This is a genomic window from Collimonas sp. OK307 (assembly GCF_900113705.1).
Lineage (GTDB): Bacteria > Pseudomonadota > Gammaproteobacteria > Burkholderiales > Burkholderiaceae_D > Collimonas.
Window position 1 is genome coordinate 153977 of sequence record NZ_FOQI01000007.1, and the last position, 20874, is coordinate 174850.

Here is a 20874-nt window from a genome sequence, read left to right on the forward strand (position 1 = left end):
ACCAGGTAGCGTGGGCACGCTTTTGTGCCCACGCGTGAACTCACTCCACCTACTTACGGAGTCGTACCCAAAGCCGCCATCAGGGCTTGCCTGATTTTCGCTTCTTGCGGAGCAACCCCAAAACCTACCATCACACCTTGCGCATCAAAGAAGCGGCAGATAGTGGTGGCGCCATCCAGTTCGATTTCCCAGCGACCGGCGGTTACCGTGTGCGGTGGCGGCGGTATCAGGGCCAGCGGATAACTCGGTGTCTTGACGATCACCGGCGAATGTTTCAGATCGATTTCGGTATCTTCACCAGTCAATGTCTTGGCAATCGCACGCGCAGCGGTAAGGATCGGTGCGATGTATGGCAACGGGCTGGTGCGGCCTTCACGGTCGACGCAGTACTCGGCGCAATCGCCAAGCGCGTACACGTCGGCAGCGCTGGTACGGCCATGGCTATCGACCATGATGCCGCGGCCGGTGGCCAATTGCGCTACTTGCGCCAGAGCCAGGTCGGGACGCAGGCCGACGGCCGACAAGACCACATCGGCAACCACCACTTCGCCATTCGACAGGGTAATCTTGATTGCATCGTCGGCATGGTCGATGCTGGCGGCAGTCGTACCAAGTCGCAAGTTGATGCCACGCGCAGTCAGTGCTGCGTGCAAGCCTTCGCACAAAGCTTGCGGCGCCAGCGCTGCCAATGGCAATTGATTGGGATCGATCAGCGTAACCGCATGGCCGTGCGCGGCAAGATCGTCGGCAAATTCGCAACCGATCAAACCGGCGCCCAGAATCGCGACGCGGGCCGATGCTTGCAGGTCGGGCAGCAACTTGGCGCGGAAGGTAGCGTAATCGTCGATGTGATTGACGGACAACACGCGGTCGCTGGCGTCGCCGGCGAGGTTCAGCCGGATCGGCTGGGCGCCGACGGCAAGCACCAGTTGCCGGTATTCGAAAGCGCCGTTGCTGGTGTCAACTACCTTGCGTGCAGTGTCGATGCCGTTGACCCGGGTTTTGGTCATGATATTGGCGCCGATCTGTTCCGCCATTTGCGCCGAGCTTTGCGAAATCAGTTGCGCCGCCACTTTCTTTTGGGCGAAGGCGTTGGAAAGCATCGGCTTGGAATAGAAACCGCCATCGTCGGCCGTAATGATCAGTAGCTCGGCGCTCTTGTCCAGCTTGCGCACTTCGCGCGCCAGAGAGTAGGCAGCCATGCCGGCGCCGATAATGATGATGGGTTTCATGGGGATGTCCTGGAGGGTGGTTGGCGGTGATGAAAAAGCGGTCTTCAAGCTTGTCTGCATTGAGCGGTAAGCCGCCGTCATGCGTGCGGGGGGCAATTTTATTACAACATCGGTGTTACCGGCTTGATCTCGATCATTTTCCGGGTATTCCCAGTGAACACTGCATATTGTCGATTATGAATAATAAATTGATTGTAATTAATTGATAGTTATTATTAATAATTGCGTGAAATCCTCATTCACAATGCGAAATTCGCATAGCTCACGGCGAGCAGTCTGATAAAATCAAAGACTTTCACTTGTTAAGACTTGGGGACAGAGGCATATGGATTCGATGATCGATAAAAAAGAAGAGCTCCGCCAACAATTGCGCCAAGCTGCGCTTGAGTATCACGAGTTTCCAACCCCCGGGAAAATAAGCGTAACCCCGACCAAACTGTTGACGAACCAGCGCGATCTGGCGCTGGCTTATTCGCCCGGCGTTGCTGCCGCTTGCGAAGAAATCGTGGCCGACCCGGCCAATGCATTCCGCTACACGGCACGCGGTAATCTGGTTGCGGTTATCACTAACGGCACCGCCGTTCTCGGCCTTGGCAATATCGGCCCGCTGGCATCGAAGCCGGTGATGGAAGGCAAGGGCGTGCTGTTCAAGAAATTTGCCGGCATCGATGTCTTCGATATCGAAATCAACGAGCACGATCCGGAAAAGCTGTGCGACATCATCGCCTCGCTGGAGCCGACGTTCGGCGGTATCAACCTGGAAGACATCAAGGCGCCAGAGTGTTTCGAGATTGAGCGCAAATTGCGCGACCGCATGAAGATCCCGGTCTTCCATGACGACCAGCACGGTACCGCTATCATCGTCGGCGCGGCGATTCTGAATGGCCTGAAGGTTGTAGGCAAAGACATCAAGAGCTGCAAGCTGGTGGTCTCCGGCGCAGGCGCCGCAGCACTGGCCTGCCTGGATCTGATCGTCGATCTCGGCTTCCCGATTGAAAATATTTTCGTCACCGATCTGGCTGGCGTGGTCTACAAAGGCCGGGTCGAACTGATGGATCCGGACAAGCTGCGTTTCGCGCGTGAGACCGATGCACGCACCCTGGCCGAGCTGATCCCGGGCGCTGACATTTTCCTCGGCCTGTCGGCCGGCGGCGTGCTCAAGCAAGACATGGTGAAGGCGATGGCGCCACGGCCGCTGGTGCTGGCGCTGGCTAACCCGACGCCTGAAATCCTGCCGGAAGACGTCAAGGCCGTACGCGATGATGCGGTCATGGCGACTGGCCGTTCGGACTACCCGAACCAGGTTAACAACGTTCTGTGCTTCCCTTACATTTTCCGCGGCGCGCTCGATTGCGGCGCCACGACTATCACGCGTGAGATGGAAATTGCGGTGGTGCATGCGATTGCCGAGCTGGCGCAAGCCGAACAATCGGACATCGTTGCCACTACCTACGGCATCGCCAATCTGTCGTTCGGACCTGAATACATCATTCCAAAGCCGTTCGATCCGCGTCTGATGATCAAGATTGCACCGGCAGTCGCCAAGGCCGCTGAAGCGTCCGGCGTCGCCAGCCGTCCGATCAAGGATATGGACGCTTATATCGACAAGCTGCAGCAATTCGTTTATCGCAGCGGCACCTTCATGCGGCCGTTGTTCCAGGTCGCCAAGAAGACCGCGGCCGAGAAAAAGCGGATCGTCTACGCTGAAGGCGAAGAAGAACGCGTCCTGCGCGCAGTGCAGGTGGTGGTCGATGAAAACCTGGCGCGGCCGATCCTGGTTGGCCGTCCAGCGGTGCTGCAACAGCGCATCGAGCGTTTCGGCCTGCGTCTGAAAGCCGGCGTCGATTTTGAAGTCATCAATCCGGAATTCGATGCCCGCTATCGCGATTACTGGCAAACCTTCCTGGCGATGACCAAGCGCCAGGGCGTGACAGAGCAATACGCCAAGCTGGAAATGCGCCGCCGTCATACCTTGATCGGTTCGATGGCTATCCACAAAGGTGATGCCGACGGCATGATCTGCGGTACTTACGGCACCACCAGCCTGCATCTGAACTACATCGACAAGGTACTGGGCCGCCGCGAAGGTGTGAATGTCTACGCCGCGATGAATGCCTTGATCCTGACAGATCGCCAGCTGGTATTGGTCGATACCCATGTCAACGAAGATCCGACTGCCGAGCAACTGGCGGAAATCACGATCCTGGCAGCGGAAGAAATGCTGCGCTTCGGCATCAAGCCACGCGCAGCCCTGCTGTCGCATTCGAATTTCGGTTCCAGCGACAGCGCTTCTGCGCGGAAAATGCGGAACGCCCTGGCAATCATCAAGGAATTGGCGCCGGAGCTGGAAGTCGATGGCGAAATGCATGGCGACACCGCGCTGAACGCCGAGCTGCTGAGAAAAACGATGCCGGATTCGTCGTTGAAAGGCGATGCCAACCTGTTGGTCATGCCGAACATCGATGCTGCCAATATCGCCTACAACCTGCTCAAGAACACCTGCGGCAATGGCGTGGCGGTCGGCCCGATCCTGTTGGGTTGCGCCAAGCCGGTCCACATCCTGACGCCATCGGCAACGGTGCGCCGTATCGTCAACATGACCGCCTTGTGCGTGGTGGATGCGATTTCGGCACGGTAAGACGCCGGTAAGTTATAAGTATCGGTAGTACGCAAGAATAGAAGGGCCCGACTTTAACGCCAAATGACCGGCGGTAAAGTCGGGCTTTTTTTTGTTTTTGACATGTATGTCATCCCTGGATTATTGTGAATGCGCTGTTTCATTAAAAAAGACGCATTTATTACAATATCAGGAGATGCGATGTCACAGTATCCCAAGAGCCCGTTGATGGGACAGATGATGAGCCAGCCGCTGCTCATTTCCAGCATTCTCCAGCACGCAGACCGCTATTTCGGCAGCAACGAAATAGTTTCGCGGCGAGTTGAAGGAGATATCCATCGCTACACCTACAGTGAGTGCCATCGCCGCGCGCGCCGGCTTGCCCATGCCTTGAGCACGCTGGGAGTGAAGATGGGCGAGCGGGTTGCCACGCTGGCATGGAACGGTTATCGACATATGGAAGCGTATTACGCGGTATCCGGTTCGGGGGCGGTGCTGCACACTATCAATCCGCGCCTGCATCCGGACCTGATCGGCTACATTGCCAACCATGCCGAAGATCAATACCTGCTGTTCGATGTCTGCTTCCTGCCGTTGGTGGAGGCGGTGGCGCCGCTGGCCAAGACCATCAAGGGTTACATCGCCATGTGCGGCCCCGAGCATCTGCCGCAAGACAGCAAGCTGCCCAACCTGATGTGCTACGAAGCCTTGCTGGAAGCCAGCGCGGATGAGTACAGCTGGCCGTTGTTCGATGAGAATTCCGCCTCCAGCCTGTGTTATACCTCGGGCACCACCGGCAATCCCAAGGGTGCTCTGTACTCGCATCGCTCGACCGTATTGCATTCCCTGGCATCGACCATGCCGGATACCATGAACATATCGGGGCGCGACGTCGTGTTGCCGGTAGTGCCGATGTTTCATGTCAACGCCTGGGGTTTGCCATACGCGGTACCGATTACCGGCGCGAAAATGGTGTTTCCCGGCCCCGGACTGGATGGGAAATCCCTCTACGAACTGTTCGAGCAAGAGCAAGTCACTTTTTCTGCAGGCGTGCCGACGGTCTGGCTCGGCTTGCTGAACTATATGGATCAAAATCAGCTGAAGTTTTCCAGCTTCAGACGCACCATCATCGGCGGTTCTGCCTGTCCGCCAGCAATGATGAAGGCTTTGCGGCATCGTTATGGCGTAGATGTGGTGCACGCCTGGGGCATGACCGAGATGTCGCCGCTGGGCACCACCGGCAGCCTGCAAACCAGGCATTTATCCCTGCCTCTTGAAGAACAGGAATTGCTGCTGCAAAAGCAGGGCCACGCGATCTACGGCGTCGATATGAAAATTGTCGACGACGCCGGCCAGGAACTGCCGTGGGATGGCGTCACTTACGGCAACCTGATGGTCAAGGGGCCGTGGGTTGTCGATACCTATTTCAAGAATGAGGGCGGGGCGCTGCTGCAGGACGGCTGGTTCCCAACCGGCGACGTGGCGACCATCGATGCCGACGGTTACATGCAGATAACCGATCGCAGCAAGGACGTCATCAAGTCAGGCGGCGAGTGGATCAGCAGCATAGACCTGGAAAATATCGTGATGGCGCATCCGGCGGTGCAAATGGCCGCCTGCATCGGAATGTTTCATCCGAAGTGGGACGAACGGCCATTGCTGGTGGTAGTCAGGAAGCCGGGCATGGAAGTGAGTCGCGAACAGCTGCTCGAATTTTTCGAAGGCAAGATCGCCAAATGGTGGACGCCGGATGATGTGGCTTTTGTCGACGCCTTGCCGATCGGCGCTACCGGCAAGCTATTGAAAAACAAGTTGCGGGAACAGTTCAAGGGATATGTCTTGCCGACTGCCTGAAGCATTGTTGTAGCGGCCGACAGGTTTACTGCAGCTCTCCCGCCTGTTTCCATGGCACGCGTCCGGTTTGCACCGTGCCTGCGGCGCGCTCGCAATGCGCCGGCTGGTCGTCAAAAAACATATGCGGTTTGAAGGCGGCCAGCACATCCGATTTGACGAGACCGCCCATGAAGAAGGTTTCATCGATCGCCACATCCCAGGCGCGCAAGGTGCGAATCACGCGTTCATGGGCCGGTGACGAGCGCGCCGTCACCAGCGCGGTACGGATAGGCGCAGCGTGTCCATCCGGATTCTTGAAGTTATTCTGGATATACGACAGCGCCAGCAACAATCGCGCAAACGGACCTTGCGGCAACGGCAGCATGGCGTTCTCGCGTTCGTGTTTCTCGAATGCTTCAATCCCCTCGGTTTGATAAATTTTTTCCGATTCATCTGAAAAAATAACGGCATCACCATCAAACGCGATACGGATCTGCTCCAGCTCCTCCAGTGCATTCTCCGGTTTTTGATACAGCAGCGCCGCCGCCACGCCGGAATTCACGGCAGCCTGGACATCATCCTCATGCAAGGACAAGAACAGGCTGACATTGAAAGCGTGCAAATACGGCGCCAACGAAGCGCCCCCCGACAGCACGGCACGCGTAATGTCGAGGCCGTAATGCTTGATCGAGTTGAAGATGCGCATCGAGGTCTCGCTGGAATTACGCGACATCACGACAACCTCGACGAAACGCTGGCCGGTCAGCTGATTCAGTTTCAGCAGCGCTTTTACCAAGGCGAACCCGGCGCCAGGTTTGAGGACCTGGTCTTCATTGAGCAACTGGTGACGACGATATTCTTCCAGTCCCTGTTGCCGAAAGATCGCCTCTTCGGTTTCCAGATCGAATAGCGCACGGGATGAAATCCCGATTACCAGCAAATTATCTAAGGACTGCGGCATGGTTGGTAGTCTTGATGTCGATTAGCGAGAGCGCTCATTATAGGCGTTGGGGCAACTATTAACGGATCGCCAGGGACATGCTTGTAATGTGGTGTTTTTTGCAATTTATTCGTCGTATTAAGCCGGCTTTGTTCCTTCGCGTTACGTTACATGTTACGTGTCAAAGGCCGCAGCGGCCGGCACGGCAATGTTATCGTTCCAGGAGTAAAGATTTCTGTTAGTCATTGATTTATAAGTTCTTTTTCTCATTTTCATGGTGTTGGGCGAGCTGCAACTATTGCTGTTTCGAAGGCGTTTCTGGCTGGCACGCTCTTTGCGAAAAGACAGTAGGCATAGCTTTATCCGAGTCATCAAAAAGGGAGATAGATCATGAAAGCATCAAAAAAAAGCGGATTGCTGGCAGCATCCATGTTACTGACAGCATTGCTCGCCGGATGCGGCAGCGGCGGCGGCATACATGCTGATGGCGCCGGCGGCAGTTCAGCTGGTACCGGTCCTGGCGGCACCACACCGACTACCCCGCCCCCAGTCACACCGCCGACACCTCCGACACCACCGACTGCTACATCGAGCAATCTGATCTCGAACGTAGGCACTACCGTATCGAGCGTGGGCACAGCGGTTGACGGTGCCGGCAATACGATAGTCAGCCAGTTGCCACTCACGCCGGCTACCAAGACTGCATTGACTGGCGTGATCGACAATGCCAGCGGTATCGTCACCGTGCTCGGCGGCGGCTTGACTAACGGCCTGGGGCAAATTGGCACGGCGCAGGACCCGGTGGGCATCACAGTCGGTAGTACCGGCGGCGTGGTAGCGCAGGTTGGCGCCACAGTGAATAGCACAGGACAGGTAGTCACCAGCTTAGGCAGCAGTGGTCCGCTTAGCGCCTTGGCGCCGGTAACCGCACCGGTTGGCGGTTTGGTCAGCACCATCGGCAACACCATCTCCGGCACTGTGGCGCCGACGCTCACTACGGCATTGACCACCGGTCCGGTACAACAAGTGACGCAAGCGGTGAGCACTGCGATTGAGCCTTTGACCACCACTGCAGGGACCTTGCTCCAGACCGTTGGCAATACCACAGCGCTTAACCAGCCGGCTAATCTTTTGCTGGGTGTGGTTGGCGGCACTGTTGCCAGCGTCGGGGGCGGCCTGACTAATTCCGGCGTTCCTGTCGTCAGCAATCTCGGCCCGGTAGTGAGCAACACTGGTAATCTGGTTGGCGGCCTGGCTGTCAGCGGCGTGACCGGCACCGGCCAGCCATTATTGGGAAATCAAACCGGCGGCATCTTGCAACCGGTTGACAACGCGCTGCTTGGCGCTCTCGTCGGACCGCTGGCTCCAGTGGTTAGTACTATCAATGGCCTGACTGGCAGCCTCACCGGTGCAGCAGCCGGCGCTGGTAGTGGTCCTCTGGCTCCAATCACTGGTCTGTTGGGGACTTTGGGTGGTGCCGCAGGCGGTGCAGGCGGTAGCAGTCCTCTGGCTCCAATCACTGGTCTGTTAGGGACTTTGGGTGGCGCCGCGGGCGGTGCAGGCGGTAGCAGTCCTCTGGCTCCAGTCACCGGTTTGTTAGGGACTTTGAGCGGGGCTGCGGGTGGTGCAAGCGGTAGCAGTCCTCTGGCCCCTGTGACAAATTTGGTAGCCGGATTGACCTCATCGGTTTCCGCCGGGACTGGCGGCACCGCTGGTGGTGGACAAGCGCCTGGATTGCTGAGCGGTTTGTTGGGAGGTTTGGTTAAAAAATAAGCAGAATGGTGGTTTGTAAAAAAGGCCTTGGTCATGACCAAGGCCTTTTTTGTTTAGCAGAGAGGCTAAACAGTCAAGACGTGAGGAGGCGAAATGACAACGTATGAAATAACAAATTAGTTGCACTGCATGAATTATTGCCGTAATTTAATAATAACTTCACATCGCGACACGTCCCGACTAATTGGGTGGTTTTACCGTCTACAACGAACGAGAGCCGTAGCAGCATGCAACTATTCAAATCGAGGTGTTACCACCGTGCTGCGGTGATCGCGGTCAGCAGTGCTTACTGTCTGATGGCATCGTATTCTTTGCCGGCACATGCGGATGGGCGCAGTCCGCTGCAAGGTAATCCGGCCGATACGTTACCCAAAGCCGAGGCGCCGCCAAGCGCACCGGTGACTATCAATATCCAGACCCAGGCGGTGGATCCAGCGCTGCAAAAATTGTTGGCAAGTCATCTGACGCCCTCGCGTTTCCAGATCGCCGGGGTGAAAACCCTGCCTTTCGATCAGATAGCTGCATTGTTTGCGCCGTTGGCTAACCGCGACACGACAGTCGCCGAATTGCTGGCCGCTGCCAACAAGGTCACGCAGATGTACCAGGACCGGGGTTACCCGCTTTCATTTGCCTTTATCCCGGCCCAGAGTTTCGAGAATAACGTGGTAGTGGTCACGGTCGTCGAGGGCTACGTCAAGAACGTCAAGATCGAAGGTAATCCTGGCGGCAATGAAGAGCGCCTGAAGCAGATTGCTGAACAATTGCAACAAGAACGGCCGTTACGCCGCGCCACTTTTGAGCGGGTCGCCGGCATCCTCAGCCTGCAGCCAGGAGTCAAGATTGTCGCCAACGTAGCACCGCCGACCACCACCGATGGCGCCGCCGATATGGTGCTGACGGTGAAGCGGCGGCCAATCACGGTCGGGGTTGGCGCCGATTACCGGCAACCCGGAATACGCGGTTTACTGACCGCCAGCACCAATGGCCTGACGCCGCTGGGCGAGCAGGTGACAGTCAGCACGCTGCAACCCAGCGGACCGCAGGACGAAAAATATTATGCGATCAATTATGTCCAGCCGATCGGCAATGACGGCCTGTTGGGTAAGCTGAACTGGTCTGATTACCGGGCCAAGCCGGAGAATTCGGCTTTGGAAAGTCAGAACATCCAAAATCGCTATCAAACCAAAACCGTGCACGCTGGTGGCTCTCTCAGTTATCCGGTGATTCTGGATAATACCCATAGCCTGACGGTAACTGGTGGTGCTTATGCCGCCGAGAATAGTCAGGTTCTCACTGCTGCACCTCCTTTAGCGCCAATCTCGATCAAACTTAGTTCGCAAGTGCGGGTATTGAGTGCGGAAGCTGCCTGGGTAGATGTCAAGACCGGGCCGGAAAAACTGCAGCAGACGCGTCAGTTGAGTGTCGGCGTATATAAAGCCATAGACGCGCTCGGCGCCAAACGTGAGAACAGCAACGTCGACCTGGGCTTTACCAGGGTCACCTTGCAAGCGGCGCAATCGAATCAACTGCCGGGCGGCTTCGGTGTTGCGGTGGCCACCAGCGTGCAGTACAGCAGCAATATTTTGCCGACCTCGGAACAAATCGGTTTCGGCGGCAAACTGTTCGGTCTAGCCTATCCGGTGGGTGAATTGGCCGGTGACAAAGGCTGGGGTGTCTCAGCCGAAGTCAATCGCCTGTTCCCGATGAGTTACACCTATCTGAAAACGGTGCAGCCTTATTTCCTGGTGGACCATTCACGCGTGTATTCAAATTCCGGGCCGTTGACCCACGATACCCTGGGTTCTGTTGCGCTGGGGGTACGCTTTTCGGACGGCCGTTATTACACATTGGATCTGTCGCTGGCAAAGCCGGTGGGGGACGTTCCGATTAATTCCAGTTCGAGATCGCCGCGTGTGAATGCATCCTACTCGTATCAGCTGGATTAAATTTCGCGTCATATTTGGGATTGGATATCGACCCGCTCAAACGTTGAAGATATGTCGGAAGCAGCCGGAAAAAAGGTCATTTATGTGTCTTTGCGTAGACATTCAGTCATGTGTCAAACCATCAAGATCAAGCTATTTTTATGATGAAAAAAAAGCTATGAAAATCATATGCCGATAGTTGAATTTTGGTATTGCTTGTAGTTAATTTTTAATTGCTTTAATGAAACTATTTATTTCATAATGCAAAATGGTATTTCAGCGGGGAATTACATTTCTCCTATGAAAAGATGGGTAGAGGAAATGTTCTATTAATAAGTTTCTAAACAGAATATTTATCTTGAGGTAATGTTTATTCAGGGCTATGCTGGTACCGCGTAGTCCGAGATCAGGAGTCGTTATTCACGGTTGAATGTGGAGTCGTATGGCCGTGGATTGCAACACTTAGGGTAGCTGCTTTAACGAGGTATGTGTTTTTTCAGGAGATCACAATGAATGCCAAATTAATGAAATTTCTTCGGGATGAGGATGGTGTTACCGCTATTGAGTATGGCCTGATTGCAGGACTGATTGCTGTAGCGATCATTCTCGGGGCTACGACCATGGGAACCCAACTGGGCGATATATTCGTCAGCATCGGCGGCAAATTAACAACAGCAGCAACTGCAGCCGCAAAATGACAGGAGCAGGCGCTCAATCCAGGAATCGACCGTTGACCGCGTGGCATGCACATTACACCAATGTATAAGTTTTACTAGTTGGAATGACAATGCTGGATACAAGTTTTTTTGTGTCGATACTTTTCCTAGTCTTCTGCAGCGCGATATTTTTGTACGACTACTTGTTTCGCCGCGTGCCGAACAACGTTTTGTTGATTGCTGCAGCTTCTCAATTGGTGTGCCTCGTGCTGTTTGGCAAAGGACTAAATGGGATAGGCTGGTTGAGCGCGTTCTCGGGCTTCGCCATTGGGCTGGCATTTTTCTTACCGTTGTATGCATTGCGAGCGATGGCAGCAGGTGACGTCAAGTTTTTTGCCTTGCTTGGCTTGTTGCTTGGACCTGGCGCGTTATTGCCAGTGTTCTTGATAGCGTCGCTGATCGCCGTCGTTCACGTCGTATTGCTTTACGGCTTCCGGTTGGGAATAGGATCGCGTGTGCAAGCAGCCTTGACGTGGGTGATACACCGGCCTTTGTACCAGCGGATGCTAGAGAAGCGCGGTAACCGCGTTGGTATTCCTTATGCGGCCTACATGGCTCTGGCTGGAGCCTGGATGGGGATGCATGGCGCAGGAGTAGCGCCAGGATTCATTTGAGTTCTCGTTTGTGTCATGCGCGTCAGCGCAACACGCGTCGGTAGTGAACTGATCGTATCTGCGGTAAAGATCGGGAGCAGGGATGTATAACAAATATAAATATGCGGCTCATTCCGATATGGGAGCGAGAGCCAGGACTACAGCCAAGCGCGGTATTGCAGCGATAGAGTTTGCATTGATCTTTCCGGTATTTTTTCTAATGCTGTACGGGATAATTAGCTATGGCATGATTTTCCTGGCGCAGCAGTCAATGACACTGGCCGCAGAGGAGGGGGCGCGTGCCGCGCTGCGTTACACCGCCGTCGATGCCGACCGCGGCACGGCGGCCTGTGCTGCAGTCGCTCCGCTAGTCAGCTGGCTAGTCAACGTCGATACATGCCAACCACCTTCACCGGCTCCATGCGCCGCCCCCAGCAGCGCACGATGCATCACGGTCAAAGTCACTTATCCATATACCACTTATCCACTGGTTCCAGCGTTGCCGGGCCTGGGTGTTGCGCTACCCACCACACTGGGAAGTTCGGCCACCGTGCAAATTGATTGAATATTATCTTGGCATTCGACCGGGAGTTATTTATTTGCTGAGCATATTTCGATTTTTATCGATCACGAGTTGATGAGCCTATGACTCAGTGTCTTTGTCGATTTGAGTTTTGCATGGGAACTACTTTGAACATCTTATCTGTTTGGACGGGCATCGAGTACACGCTATGAATAACCTGACAAAAATTGTTGCAGCAATATTGGTAGTGGCGGCGCTCAGCCTGGCATTTGTGGCATGGTGGCTGGGCAGTCGCCCGCCGCCGCCGATTTCGGCGGCGCCGACCGCGGTGGTCGCCAACACTTCCAAACAATATGAGGTTGTGGTGGCGGCGCGCGCGCTGGCGGCGGGCAAGGCGATTGCCACCGATGACATCAGCTTGGTGACCTTGCCGATCAATCCTGCCGGTGCGTATAGCCAGGCTAGTTCGGTAGTCGGAAAAATTCCCTTGATTGACATCGGTGCCGGTACTCCGATTACAGAAAGCGGCCTGGCGAGCGGCCTGGCAGTGAAATTGGCAGATGGTGAACGCGCGGTAGCGATTCCCGTTGATGAAATTGTAGGCGCTGGCAATCGTGTCCAGGCGGGCGATTACGTGGATGTTTTTTTCACCCTCAAGCAAGGCCAGGAGATTGAAAAATCACAATCGCGTTTGCTCATGTCGCGCTTGCAGGTTCTGTCTTATGGCGCGGCAGTGATCGGTACTGCTACCAGTGGCGGCGGCGCCGGAGCGATACCGAATCAGCAGACCTCGCAATCGGGCCAGCAAGTGCAATCGTCGCAGCAAGCCCAGCAAGTCGCCCGTACTGCAGTGTTGGCGACGCCTGTCGCTGATGTCAATCGATTGCTGCTGGCAACCCAGAACGGCAAGTTGATGCTGGCATTGCGCAATCCTGGCGATGCAACAGCGCCTGATCCAGCATTGTTCCCGGTGCCGACAGCCGTGCTCGCGGGGAAAAAGGACCTGACCCGGGATCAGCAGCAAGCCATGAAGCAGCCCGACAATCAAGCTTTTGCCGGCATGGAGATGAGCGGGTTGACTGGCGACTCCAAATCCGCATCAAGCCGCAAGCCGTATACGAATAACGCCAATAGCGTCGCAGTGCAATCGGGCGCGGCGCAGAACCGCGGTGCCAATAATTCCGGAACAGTCGAAGTGATCCGCGGTACGCAACGAGAGTCAGTGGCCTTTTGAGGCGAAGATGTTTTTCAATGACAGGCCTATATCAATAACAGGATTGACCGCAACTCATGAAAATTCACGACCTAGTTCTGCCATTGCTATTGAGCGCAAGCGTAATTCCGGCATTTTCCATGGCCGCTACCGCGGATATCACCCTCGGAATGCGCGAGCAGCAGAGCCTGCCGGTCGCAGGTACGCTGGAGCGCATTGCCGTAGCCGATCCGGAAGTGGCGGATGTGCTGATGGTACGCGGTTCCGGCGGCAAGAGCGGCAGTGTGATTCTGGTCGGGAAAAAATCCGGTACCACGACGGTGACGGCTTGGACCAAAGGCATGCCGGCTAATACCTGGAGAGTGACGATACAGGGTGACTTGCAGGCTGCCCTGGCAGGACAGGGTGGCGCTGACGTGAAAGTTCGTGGCGCAGCGAGCCTGATCAGTGGCCAGGCGGCCTCGTTACTGGAACATACAAAAAGTAGCGCTGCAGCCGCTGACGCTGCAGGCAAAGGCAAGGTACTCGATATCTCGACCATAGATAGCGGCAACGTGGTGCAGATTGACGTCAAGATTGTCGAGTTCAGCAAAACAGTATTGAAGGAAATCGGGTTTGATTTCTCAGCCGGCCTGAATCGCGGCAACTTCAGTTTTAATCTGGGAAGCAATCTTGCTTCCAACGGCGGATTGTCAACGGTATCGTCGGCATTCGGTCTGCTAACCAAATTTAGCAGAGGTAGTTACAACCTGAGCAGTAACTTGCGCCTGATTGAAGGTAATGGCATGGCGCGCGTATTGGCAGAACCATCCTTGACCGCGCTTTCGGGGCAAAGCGCAAGTTTTCTGGCGGGGGGCGAACTACCTATTCCTCAGTCGGGAGGTCTCGGCACCACCACTATTGTCTACAAACCTTTCGGCATAGGCTTGACCGTGTCGCCGACCATTCTGTCCAAGGGCCGGATCGCTTTGAAAGTTGCACCTGAAGCCAGCGATATCGATTATGCCAATGCCATCAATATCGGTGGTGCCGGCAGTCCATCGATCCCGGCGATTACCACGCGGCGTGCAGATACCACGGTTGAGCTAGGCGATGGAGAAAGTTTCATTATTGGTGGCCTGGTCTCACGCTCCACAAAATCCAATGTTAATAAAATTCCGTTACTTGGAGACTTGCCTATTATCGGCAGCTTTTTCCGTAACCTGAGCTATACCCAGAACGACAAGGAGTTGGTGATTATCGTCACACCACATGTGGTCCAGCCCATCGCAAAGAATGTACCGCTGCCACTGCCGGGCGAAGAACAGGAACGCCGCAATACAGCAGGTACTGCGTGGGGAAGTTATCTGCTTGGAGGAGCCAGCCGGGATGAGTTGCCAGGATTTTCGAAGTAAGCGATAACTATTTGGGCCACATGATGAACGCTCGCAACAAGGCTTTGAATGAACTGACGGCGCTGAGCCGCTTCGTATTCTGCTCGCGTAACAGCACGCAAGCCGAATGGCTCGGCGCAGCCCTGAGTAAATGGGGCACCTTGCTACAAGAAAAAGCCGACGTGGCGGAATTAGTATCACGCATAGTTGAACTCAATCCCTTGCTGGTATTGCTTGATTTTTCCGGGGTTGAGTCAATCAGCGAGCATGGCGGGGTTCTGACCATTGACTCTCTCGGCACCACCGCTCACGCGATTGAATTGGCGCGTGCATTAAGTAAAACATTACCGACGCTACCCTTGGTGGCAGTTGGTTCCATGGCGTTTCCCGAAGGGACGATTGCCGCGTTGCGAGCCGGCGTAAGTGACTTCATTGATGTCAGTGCTTCGGAAGATGAGGCACGCGATGTAGTACAACGTGTGTTGGCCAAAGCTGCGGCGCGAAATCCAGCGCCAGTCAAGCGCGGGCAACTGGTGACATTGCTCGGTGTGCGTCCCGGGATCGGCACCAGCACGCTGGCGGCGCATCTGGCGGACATGATTCAGCAACGCAATACCAGTCACGATGGCAAGCGAAATGCGGCCGACAGTCGTGTGGCCCTGCTCGATCTTGGCCTGCCTGCCGGAGACGGCAAGTTATATCTGAGCGCCAACGGCAATTTCGATTTTGCCGAAGCTGTGCGTAATCTGCGCCGCCTGGACGAAACGCTGGTGCACACCGCGCTACCGCGTAGCCCAGGTGGCGTAACCGTGATTTCCCTGCCGCACAGCTTGAGTGAGATGCGCACCGTTTCGCATCACGATGCGCTGGCTTTGTTGGACCGCTTGCGCCTGTATTTCGATGTGCTGATCGCAGATCTTGGCGGCTTTACCAACCATGAATTCATTGCCAACCTGACCGGGGCGGCCGACCAGGTATGGTTGGTGACGGATCAAAGCGTTGGGGCGCTGGTGTCGCTGGCGGGTACGTTGCAAGAATTGAATGGCCGTCATCCGGATGACGGCAAACGACGCCTGGTAGTGAATCGTTATGACGATCGTTTCGGCATGGCTGCCGGTCAGATTGCCGAGCGTTTCAAATTGCCGTTGCTTGCGACTTTACCGGAACGCACACTGAAGCTGACTGCCAGCGCTAATCGGGGCAAGCTGCTACATGAAGTTGCTCCGCACGATTCCTACGTAAAGGCGCTCGATGGTTTGATCGATGGCTTACTCAGTAATGACGAGACGGTGTCGCACAAGAACGGGGTGGGACGTTGGCTACCGAAAATTTTATTACGAAAATAAGCAGGCCGATTTAAGTACAACGTAAGCGTGATGCGCACCGCGATCTTGGTACCTGTCCAGTAACTGGAAACAAACAGGCAAGGAGCGGCTCCAGATGAAAGACGGGAGATACAAACGTGAGTAACCAGATTGAATTTGCTGATGATGACCAAACGTTTTCGAATACCCAGGAATTCCAGGATATCAAGACGGCGGCCTATGATCATCTGCTGACGCGGATTGAAGAGCTGGGCGCTGAATTCGGGCGCTGGTCGCGCAGTGCGATCCAGCAATTCGTCAATCTGGACGTTGACGGTTTTGTCCGTTTGCAGCGCATCCCCTTGAATGAAGCTGAGGTACGGCAGATTGCCGACGCACTGACCAAAGAGCTCGCGGGCCTGGGGCCGCTGGAAGACTTGTTGGCCGATCCGACCGTCGAAGATATCCTGATCAATGGCTATAACGACGTATTCGTTTCGCGCCACGGCATATTGCAGCGTGAAACATTACGCTTTACCGATAACGCTCATCTGTTGCGTATCGTCCGGCGCATCCTGGCGCCGCTCGGGCGTCGGCTGGATGAATCGAATCCCATGGTTGATGCACGTTTGCCGGATGGCGGCCGGTTGAACGTGGTGATTGAACCGTTGTCGGTGGACGGGCCCATGGTATCGATTCGCAAGTTCCGCAAAGAGCCGCTGAAGCCTACCGACCTGCTCAATCTCGGCACCATGAATGACGAGATCTATGCGCTACTGGATAACGCCGTCAAGGCACGCTGCAATATCCTGGTTTCAGGCGGAACCAGTTCCGGCAAAACATCCCTGCTGAATGCCCTGGCATTTTTTATCCCGGAAGCTGAACGTGTGGTGACCGTGGAGGATACCGCCGAACTTTCGCTCAACCACCCGCATGTGGTGCGTCTGGAATCGCGTTTGGGCGGCTTTGAAGGTGCCGGCGCGGTCAGTATCCGTGACTTGATCCGAAACAGCCTGCGGATGCGCCCGGATCGGATTATCGTCGGTGAAGTACGCGGCGCCGAGGTACTGGAAATGCTGCAGGCCATGAATACCGGTCACGATGGATCGATGGGCACGATTCACGCCAACACCCCGCGCGAATGCTTATACCGGATCGAAATGCTGGCCGGCTTTGCTGGATTCCAAGGCAGCGAAAGCAGTCTCAGGCGGCAGATTGCCGGCGCTCTCGATTTCATCGTGCAAATTGGCCGGCTTTCCAATGGCCGCCGCCGTATCGTGTCGATTACCGAAGTCACCGGCATGGGCGACAACATCATCACCCTGCAAGAACTGTATAAGCACGAGAGCTATATCGGCCCGGACGGCGAAGAAGCGGATCGCTGGGTATCGCTGGGCATCTTCCCGCATGCACCCAAATTGCAACGGCAGCGCCAGCTTGGCCAGCAAAGCACTGGCAGTCCGAATACCGGTGGCTTTGGTCAAAACACCAGTACGCAACCTGGAAGACGCTAGTCATGCATATCGTTCTTTGGTTACTTGCTGCGGCTCTGCTAATGGCAGGCACTGCGCTATGGCTGTGGCAGCGCGCGCAACAACGTTCGCGGCAAGATCTCAGCGCTGCGTTCGTGGAAAGGCAGATTCAAGGAATGCAGCCGGTGCAGCAGCAGTTTCAAGGCGGGAACGAAACGGCGCCGCATTTGCAATTGCAAATAGAAGCTTTGCGTCATTTCTTTTTGCGCGCAGGGATTCAGCAACCTGACGGCAGGTTGTATTTTCAGTTGCTGGTGCCTGGCGTCGGCCTGACCTTGTTGGCTTTGTTGTTCGGTGGATGGCTTTCGGCGCTGGGAACGTTGTTCTTATACATAATGCTGATGATTTTTTATTTTTGGTTAAGAAGTTCGAAATTGCAGCGCACTATGGTGCGGCAATTGCCAGGATTCCTGGACACTTTGGTACGCCTGGTCACCATTGGCAACAGCATAGGCGCGGCTTTTCAAACTGGCATCGTAGGTGCCGAGGGACCGTTGCGGGTAGTACTGGATCGTGCCAACCGACAAGTGCAAGCCGGGGTTGACCTGGAACATGCTTTGCGCCAGCAGGCAGCAATTTTTCGATTCAAGGAACTCGATTTGGTGGCTGCGGTGATCGGCGTTTCTTCACGCTTTGGCGGACGTTCCGATTTGGTTCTGGAACGCATGGCGGCATTTATGCGTGATCTGGAACACGCTCAAAATGAGTTGGTCGCTCTATCGGCGGAAATCCGTCTGTCAGCCTGGATCATGGGTATCTTGCCTGCCGCTATCGGTTTGTTCCTGATTATTTTTAATAACAATATGTTTCTCAATATGTGGCATGACCCCATTGGGAAAAAAATGTTGATCGGTGCAGTCGTTCTCGAAGTGATCGGTGGTTATGGCTTGTTTCGACTGGCGAAGTCGGTCTGACTGCAAGTTTGATGTTGAGTGCTACATGAGGTGGAATTACGTTGAATACAACGCAACATACGCTGATTATCCTGGCGATCCTATTGATGGCAGCTGCTCTGTTGTTGGTGGGTGGGGCGCTGATAGCAAGGGCGTGGCGGCTCAAACGCAATCTGGCCACGATTGATCAAAAAATCGCTGCACACGACAGGCCCGTGGCTATGCCTCATGCGCAGACTGAACCGCCAGGCTGGCGCGAACGCCTGATTGCGCTCAGTGCGAATTGGCTGGATACCCCGGTGGGGCGCCAGTTGGTGGCGGAGGAAGATCGTCATCTGTTAGATCAGTGCGGTGTCAACGATACGCGTGGACAGTCTCAATTCTTTTTGGCTCGGGTAGTGTTGGCGATCAGTTTGCCGCTGCTGGGGCTGTTGCTGTTTGATCGCGGAAGATGGTTATCACTGCTGTTGATTCTCTTTTTTGGCATCGCCTTGGGATACATGTTGCCAAAGTGGGTGATGCAGCGGGTTGCGCGCAAACGCCAGCGCCAGGCTGCCGACGAACTACCATTGTTGATTGACCTGCTGCGCTTGTTGCAGGGCGTCGGTTTGTCGGTTGACCAGAGCTTGCATGTCATTGAAAACGAATTTAGTAATGTATTGCCGGTACTGGGTGAGGAGCTGACGATCGCCGGTCGCCAATATAGTACAGGACGCAGCAGGGAACAATCGATGCGGCGATTTTCCTCGGTGTTCGACAACGAGGACTTGCGCGCCGTATCGCGTCTGCTGGTGCAGGTGGAGCATCACGGCGGCGCGGTGCAAGAACCGCTCAAATTGTTCAGTGAACGGATTCGCGAACAACGCAAACTGGATATGAAAGAAAAAATAGGGAAGCTGACGGTAAAGATGACTGGAGTCATGGTGCTGACTCTGCTGCCTGGATTATTGGTGATTACCGGTGGAATGGGCTTTTTAGCCGTAATCCGGGCGCTCTCGAAAATGAGTGGGAAAATATGAAACCTTTTCTGATACTGGAAAACACGACCAGCCGCGTGCCGCAACATTTTCTATCGTCCTGGACTTTGCCATTTTCCATCGTACTGCTGTCAACGTTGCTAGCTGGTTGCGCCACCAATTCTGCAAAGATGTATGCGCAACAGATCGAAGCTGCGCAACTCCGTCAGGAGGCAGAGGAAAAGGCTCCGACGCCTGATAACAAGGGCATGTATCTAGGGGTGATTCGGCAAATGCAAGAGCAGGGCATGTACTTTGCGTCGCTGGCGCATATCGATGCCTACGAACAGCAAAACGGCAGTACTCCGGAAATCCAGCGTTTGCGCGCTGACGCTTTGCGTGAAACTACGCAGAGCGCTGCTGCGGATGCTGCTTATCGCAAATTATTGAACACGTCCGAAGCTAGTGCCGCCTGGCACGGACTGGGCTTGATGGCGGCACAAAGCGGTGACTACAAGGCAGCCACCACTGCGTTGCGGGAAGCTGCAAAACGCGAGCCGACCAATCCCGTGATGTTGAGCGATCTTGGTTATGCGATGTTACGTAGTGGTGATATCGCGGCTGCTCGCGTGCCATTGGCGCAAGCTGCGGAACTGGCGCCTGATAATCGCAAAATGATAGGTAATCTAGCGTTGTTTTTGCTGGTTTCAGGCGATGCCGGAAAGGCGCGCGCAGTAATGGACAAGGCGAACTTGTCGACGGAAAGTCGTGCCACCGTGTATCGATTGGCTGCGGAAATCGGTCAACAACAACCTGTAGTGGTTGCGGCCCAAGATTCAGCTGGCAGCACAAAGACCATCGTAAAAGGTTCTGCCGCCACAGCTGCCAAAAATGCAGATTCAGTGCTATCACCAGCCACACCGTTCCAGTCGATGCTGGACCGGTTTGGCAACGGTGGATGAATGTCATGCAACTAAACTTTTGCTCAAGAGGTATGCAATGAAAGCGCAAGGAATTCTTGGTCTGTGCATTCTGTTCGGTGGCTCGGTATTACTGGCCGTTGCGGGAATTCCGGACGCGTGTGCACAGTCCAATTCGCGGCTCACGGGAAAGCTGCTACAAGAACCGGTAGCCGCCACGACAAATGCATCAGTACCGACGGCGCAGCCTACAGCCGTCGCCGCATCTTCCGCTCCACGGACGACTACCGCCGCGCCAACGCAGATGCGGGAAACTCCTGTCTCGGCAGAGCGGGAAGCGAGAATACGTGTTGGTGATGTCACGCATACCTTATTACAGGCGCAAGCTGATGGCCGTGTCGCTGGTCCTCGATTGCCAATGTTGGGCGCGACGGCCGACGCGAGCTGGCAGCGTTATCTGGATAGCTTCAAACATCCGTTGCCGGAATTTTATGAAAATGAGGTATCGAACAGTAGTTCAAGAAAATAAAT

At 55.1% G+C, this 20874-nt stretch carries 17 protein-coding genes; 15 read left to right on the forward strand and 2 right to left on the reverse strand.

All coding sequences use genetic code 11. The annotated features are described in order from the left end of the window. Positions 1-53 precede the first annotated feature (53 nt). Positions 54-1232 carry an FAD-dependent oxidoreductase gene (locus BM205_RS11445; protein WP_092414628.1) on the reverse strand — a complete coding sequence of 393 codons (1179 nt, stop codon included), beginning with the start codon at positions 1230-1232 and terminating at the stop codon, positions 54-56. Between the two features lie 325 nt (positions 1233-1557). Between BM205_RS11445 and BM205_RS11450 the strand changes: the two genes are divergently transcribed. Both BM205_RS11450 and BM205_RS11455 read left to right on the forward strand, forming a co-directional pair. Continuing rightward, a complete protein-coding gene (locus tag BM205_RS11450) occupies positions 1558-3870 on the forward strand; it encodes an NADP-dependent malic enzyme (RefSeq protein WP_092414629.1) in 2313 nt (770 codons plus the stop codon). A gap of 180 nt (positions 3871-4050) precedes the next feature. Further along, complete coding sequence (locus tag BM205_RS11455) at positions 4051-5703, forward strand: 3-(methylthio)propionyl-CoA ligase (RefSeq protein WP_092414630.1); 1653 nt, start codon at positions 4051-4053, stop codon at positions 5701-5703. Between the two features lie 25 nt (positions 5704-5728). Here BM205_RS11455 and BM205_RS11460 read toward each other — a convergent pair whose 3' ends face one another. Further along, complete coding sequence (locus BM205_RS11460; protein WP_092414631.1) at positions 5729-6643, reverse strand: 5'-nucleotidase; 915 nt, start codon at positions 6641-6643, stop codon at positions 5729-5731. A 369-nt stretch (positions 6644-7012) separates the two neighbouring features. On the opposite strand from BM205_RS11460, the gene BM205_RS11465 reads away from it, so the two are divergent. From BM205_RS11465 to BM205_RS24560, 13 genes are all read left to right on the forward strand, one after another. Further along, entirely contained in the window at positions 7013-8395 is a 1383-nt protein-coding gene (locus BM205_RS11465; protein WP_092414632.1) for a collagen-like triple helix repeat-containing protein, read from the forward strand. 227 nt (positions 8396-8622) lie between these two features. Next, positions 8623-10341, forward strand: a complete 1719-nt coding sequence (locus tag BM205_RS11470) for a ShlB/FhaC/HecB family hemolysin secretion/activation protein (RefSeq protein ID WP_092414633.1) — start codon at positions 8623-8625, stop codon at positions 10339-10341. Positions 10342-10829: 488 nt separating this feature from the next. Beyond that, positions 10830-11018 (forward strand): Flp family type IVb pilin, encoded by a 189-nt coding sequence (locus BM205_RS11475; protein ID WP_092414634.1) that lies wholly within the window; start codon positions 10830-10832, stop codon positions 11016-11018. Between the two features lie 89 nt (positions 11019-11107). Continuing rightward, entirely contained in the window at positions 11108-11650 is a 543-nt protein-coding gene (locus BM205_RS11480) for an A24 family peptidase (RefSeq protein ID WP_092414635.1), read from the forward strand. A 118-nt stretch (positions 11651-11768) separates the two neighbouring features. Further along, a complete protein-coding gene (locus BM205_RS11485; RefSeq protein ID WP_254783858.1) occupies positions 11769-12194 on the forward strand; it encodes a TadE/TadG family type IV pilus assembly protein in 426 nt (141 codons plus the stop codon). Positions 12195-12360: 166 nt separating this feature from the next. After that, positions 12361-13386: a Flp pilus assembly protein CpaB gene (gene cpaB / locus BM205_RS11490; protein ID WP_092414637.1), complete on the forward strand. Its 1026-nt coding sequence runs from the start codon at positions 12361-12363 to the stop codon at positions 13384-13386. A 56-nt stretch (positions 13387-13442) separates the two neighbouring features. After that, positions 13443-14759, forward strand: a complete 1317-nt coding sequence (locus tag BM205_RS11495) for a type II and III secretion system protein family protein (protein ID WP_092414638.1) — start codon at positions 13443-13445, stop codon at positions 14757-14759. Between the two features lie 20 nt (positions 14760-14779). Continuing rightward, the gene (locus BM205_RS11500; RefSeq protein WP_092414639.1) at positions 14780-16084 is read left to right on the forward strand and encodes an AAA family ATPase; all 1305 of its coding nucleotides are present in this window, start codon (positions 14780-14782) and stop codon (positions 16082-16084) included. A gap of 116 nt (positions 16085-16200) precedes the next feature. Further along, positions 16201-17556: a CpaF family protein gene (locus BM205_RS11505; RefSeq protein ID WP_092414640.1), complete on the forward strand. Its 1356-nt coding sequence runs from the start codon at positions 16201-16203 to the stop codon at positions 17554-17556. 2 nt (positions 17557-17558) lie between these two features. Beyond that, positions 17559-18488, forward strand: a complete 930-nt coding sequence (locus BM205_RS11510) for a type II secretion system F family protein (protein ID WP_092414641.1) — start codon at positions 17559-17561, stop codon at positions 18486-18488. Between the two features lie 41 nt (positions 18489-18529). Next, positions 18530-19486 (forward strand): type II secretion system F family protein, encoded by a 957-nt coding sequence (locus BM205_RS11515; RefSeq protein WP_092414642.1) that lies wholly within the window; start codon positions 18530-18532, stop codon positions 19484-19486. After that, positions 19483-20385, forward strand: a complete 903-nt coding sequence (locus BM205_RS11520) for a tetratricopeptide repeat protein (RefSeq protein ID WP_092414643.1) — start codon at positions 19483-19485, stop codon at positions 20383-20385. Before BM205_RS11515 ends, BM205_RS11520 begins: the two co-directional genes overlap by 4 nt. Positions 20386-20422: 37 nt before the next feature. Continuing rightward, the gene (locus tag BM205_RS24560) at positions 20423-20872 is read left to right on the forward strand and encodes a DUF3613 domain-containing protein (protein ID WP_254783853.1); all 450 of its coding nucleotides are present in this window, start codon (positions 20423-20425) and stop codon (positions 20870-20872) included. Positions 20873-20874: the final 2 nt, after the last annotated feature.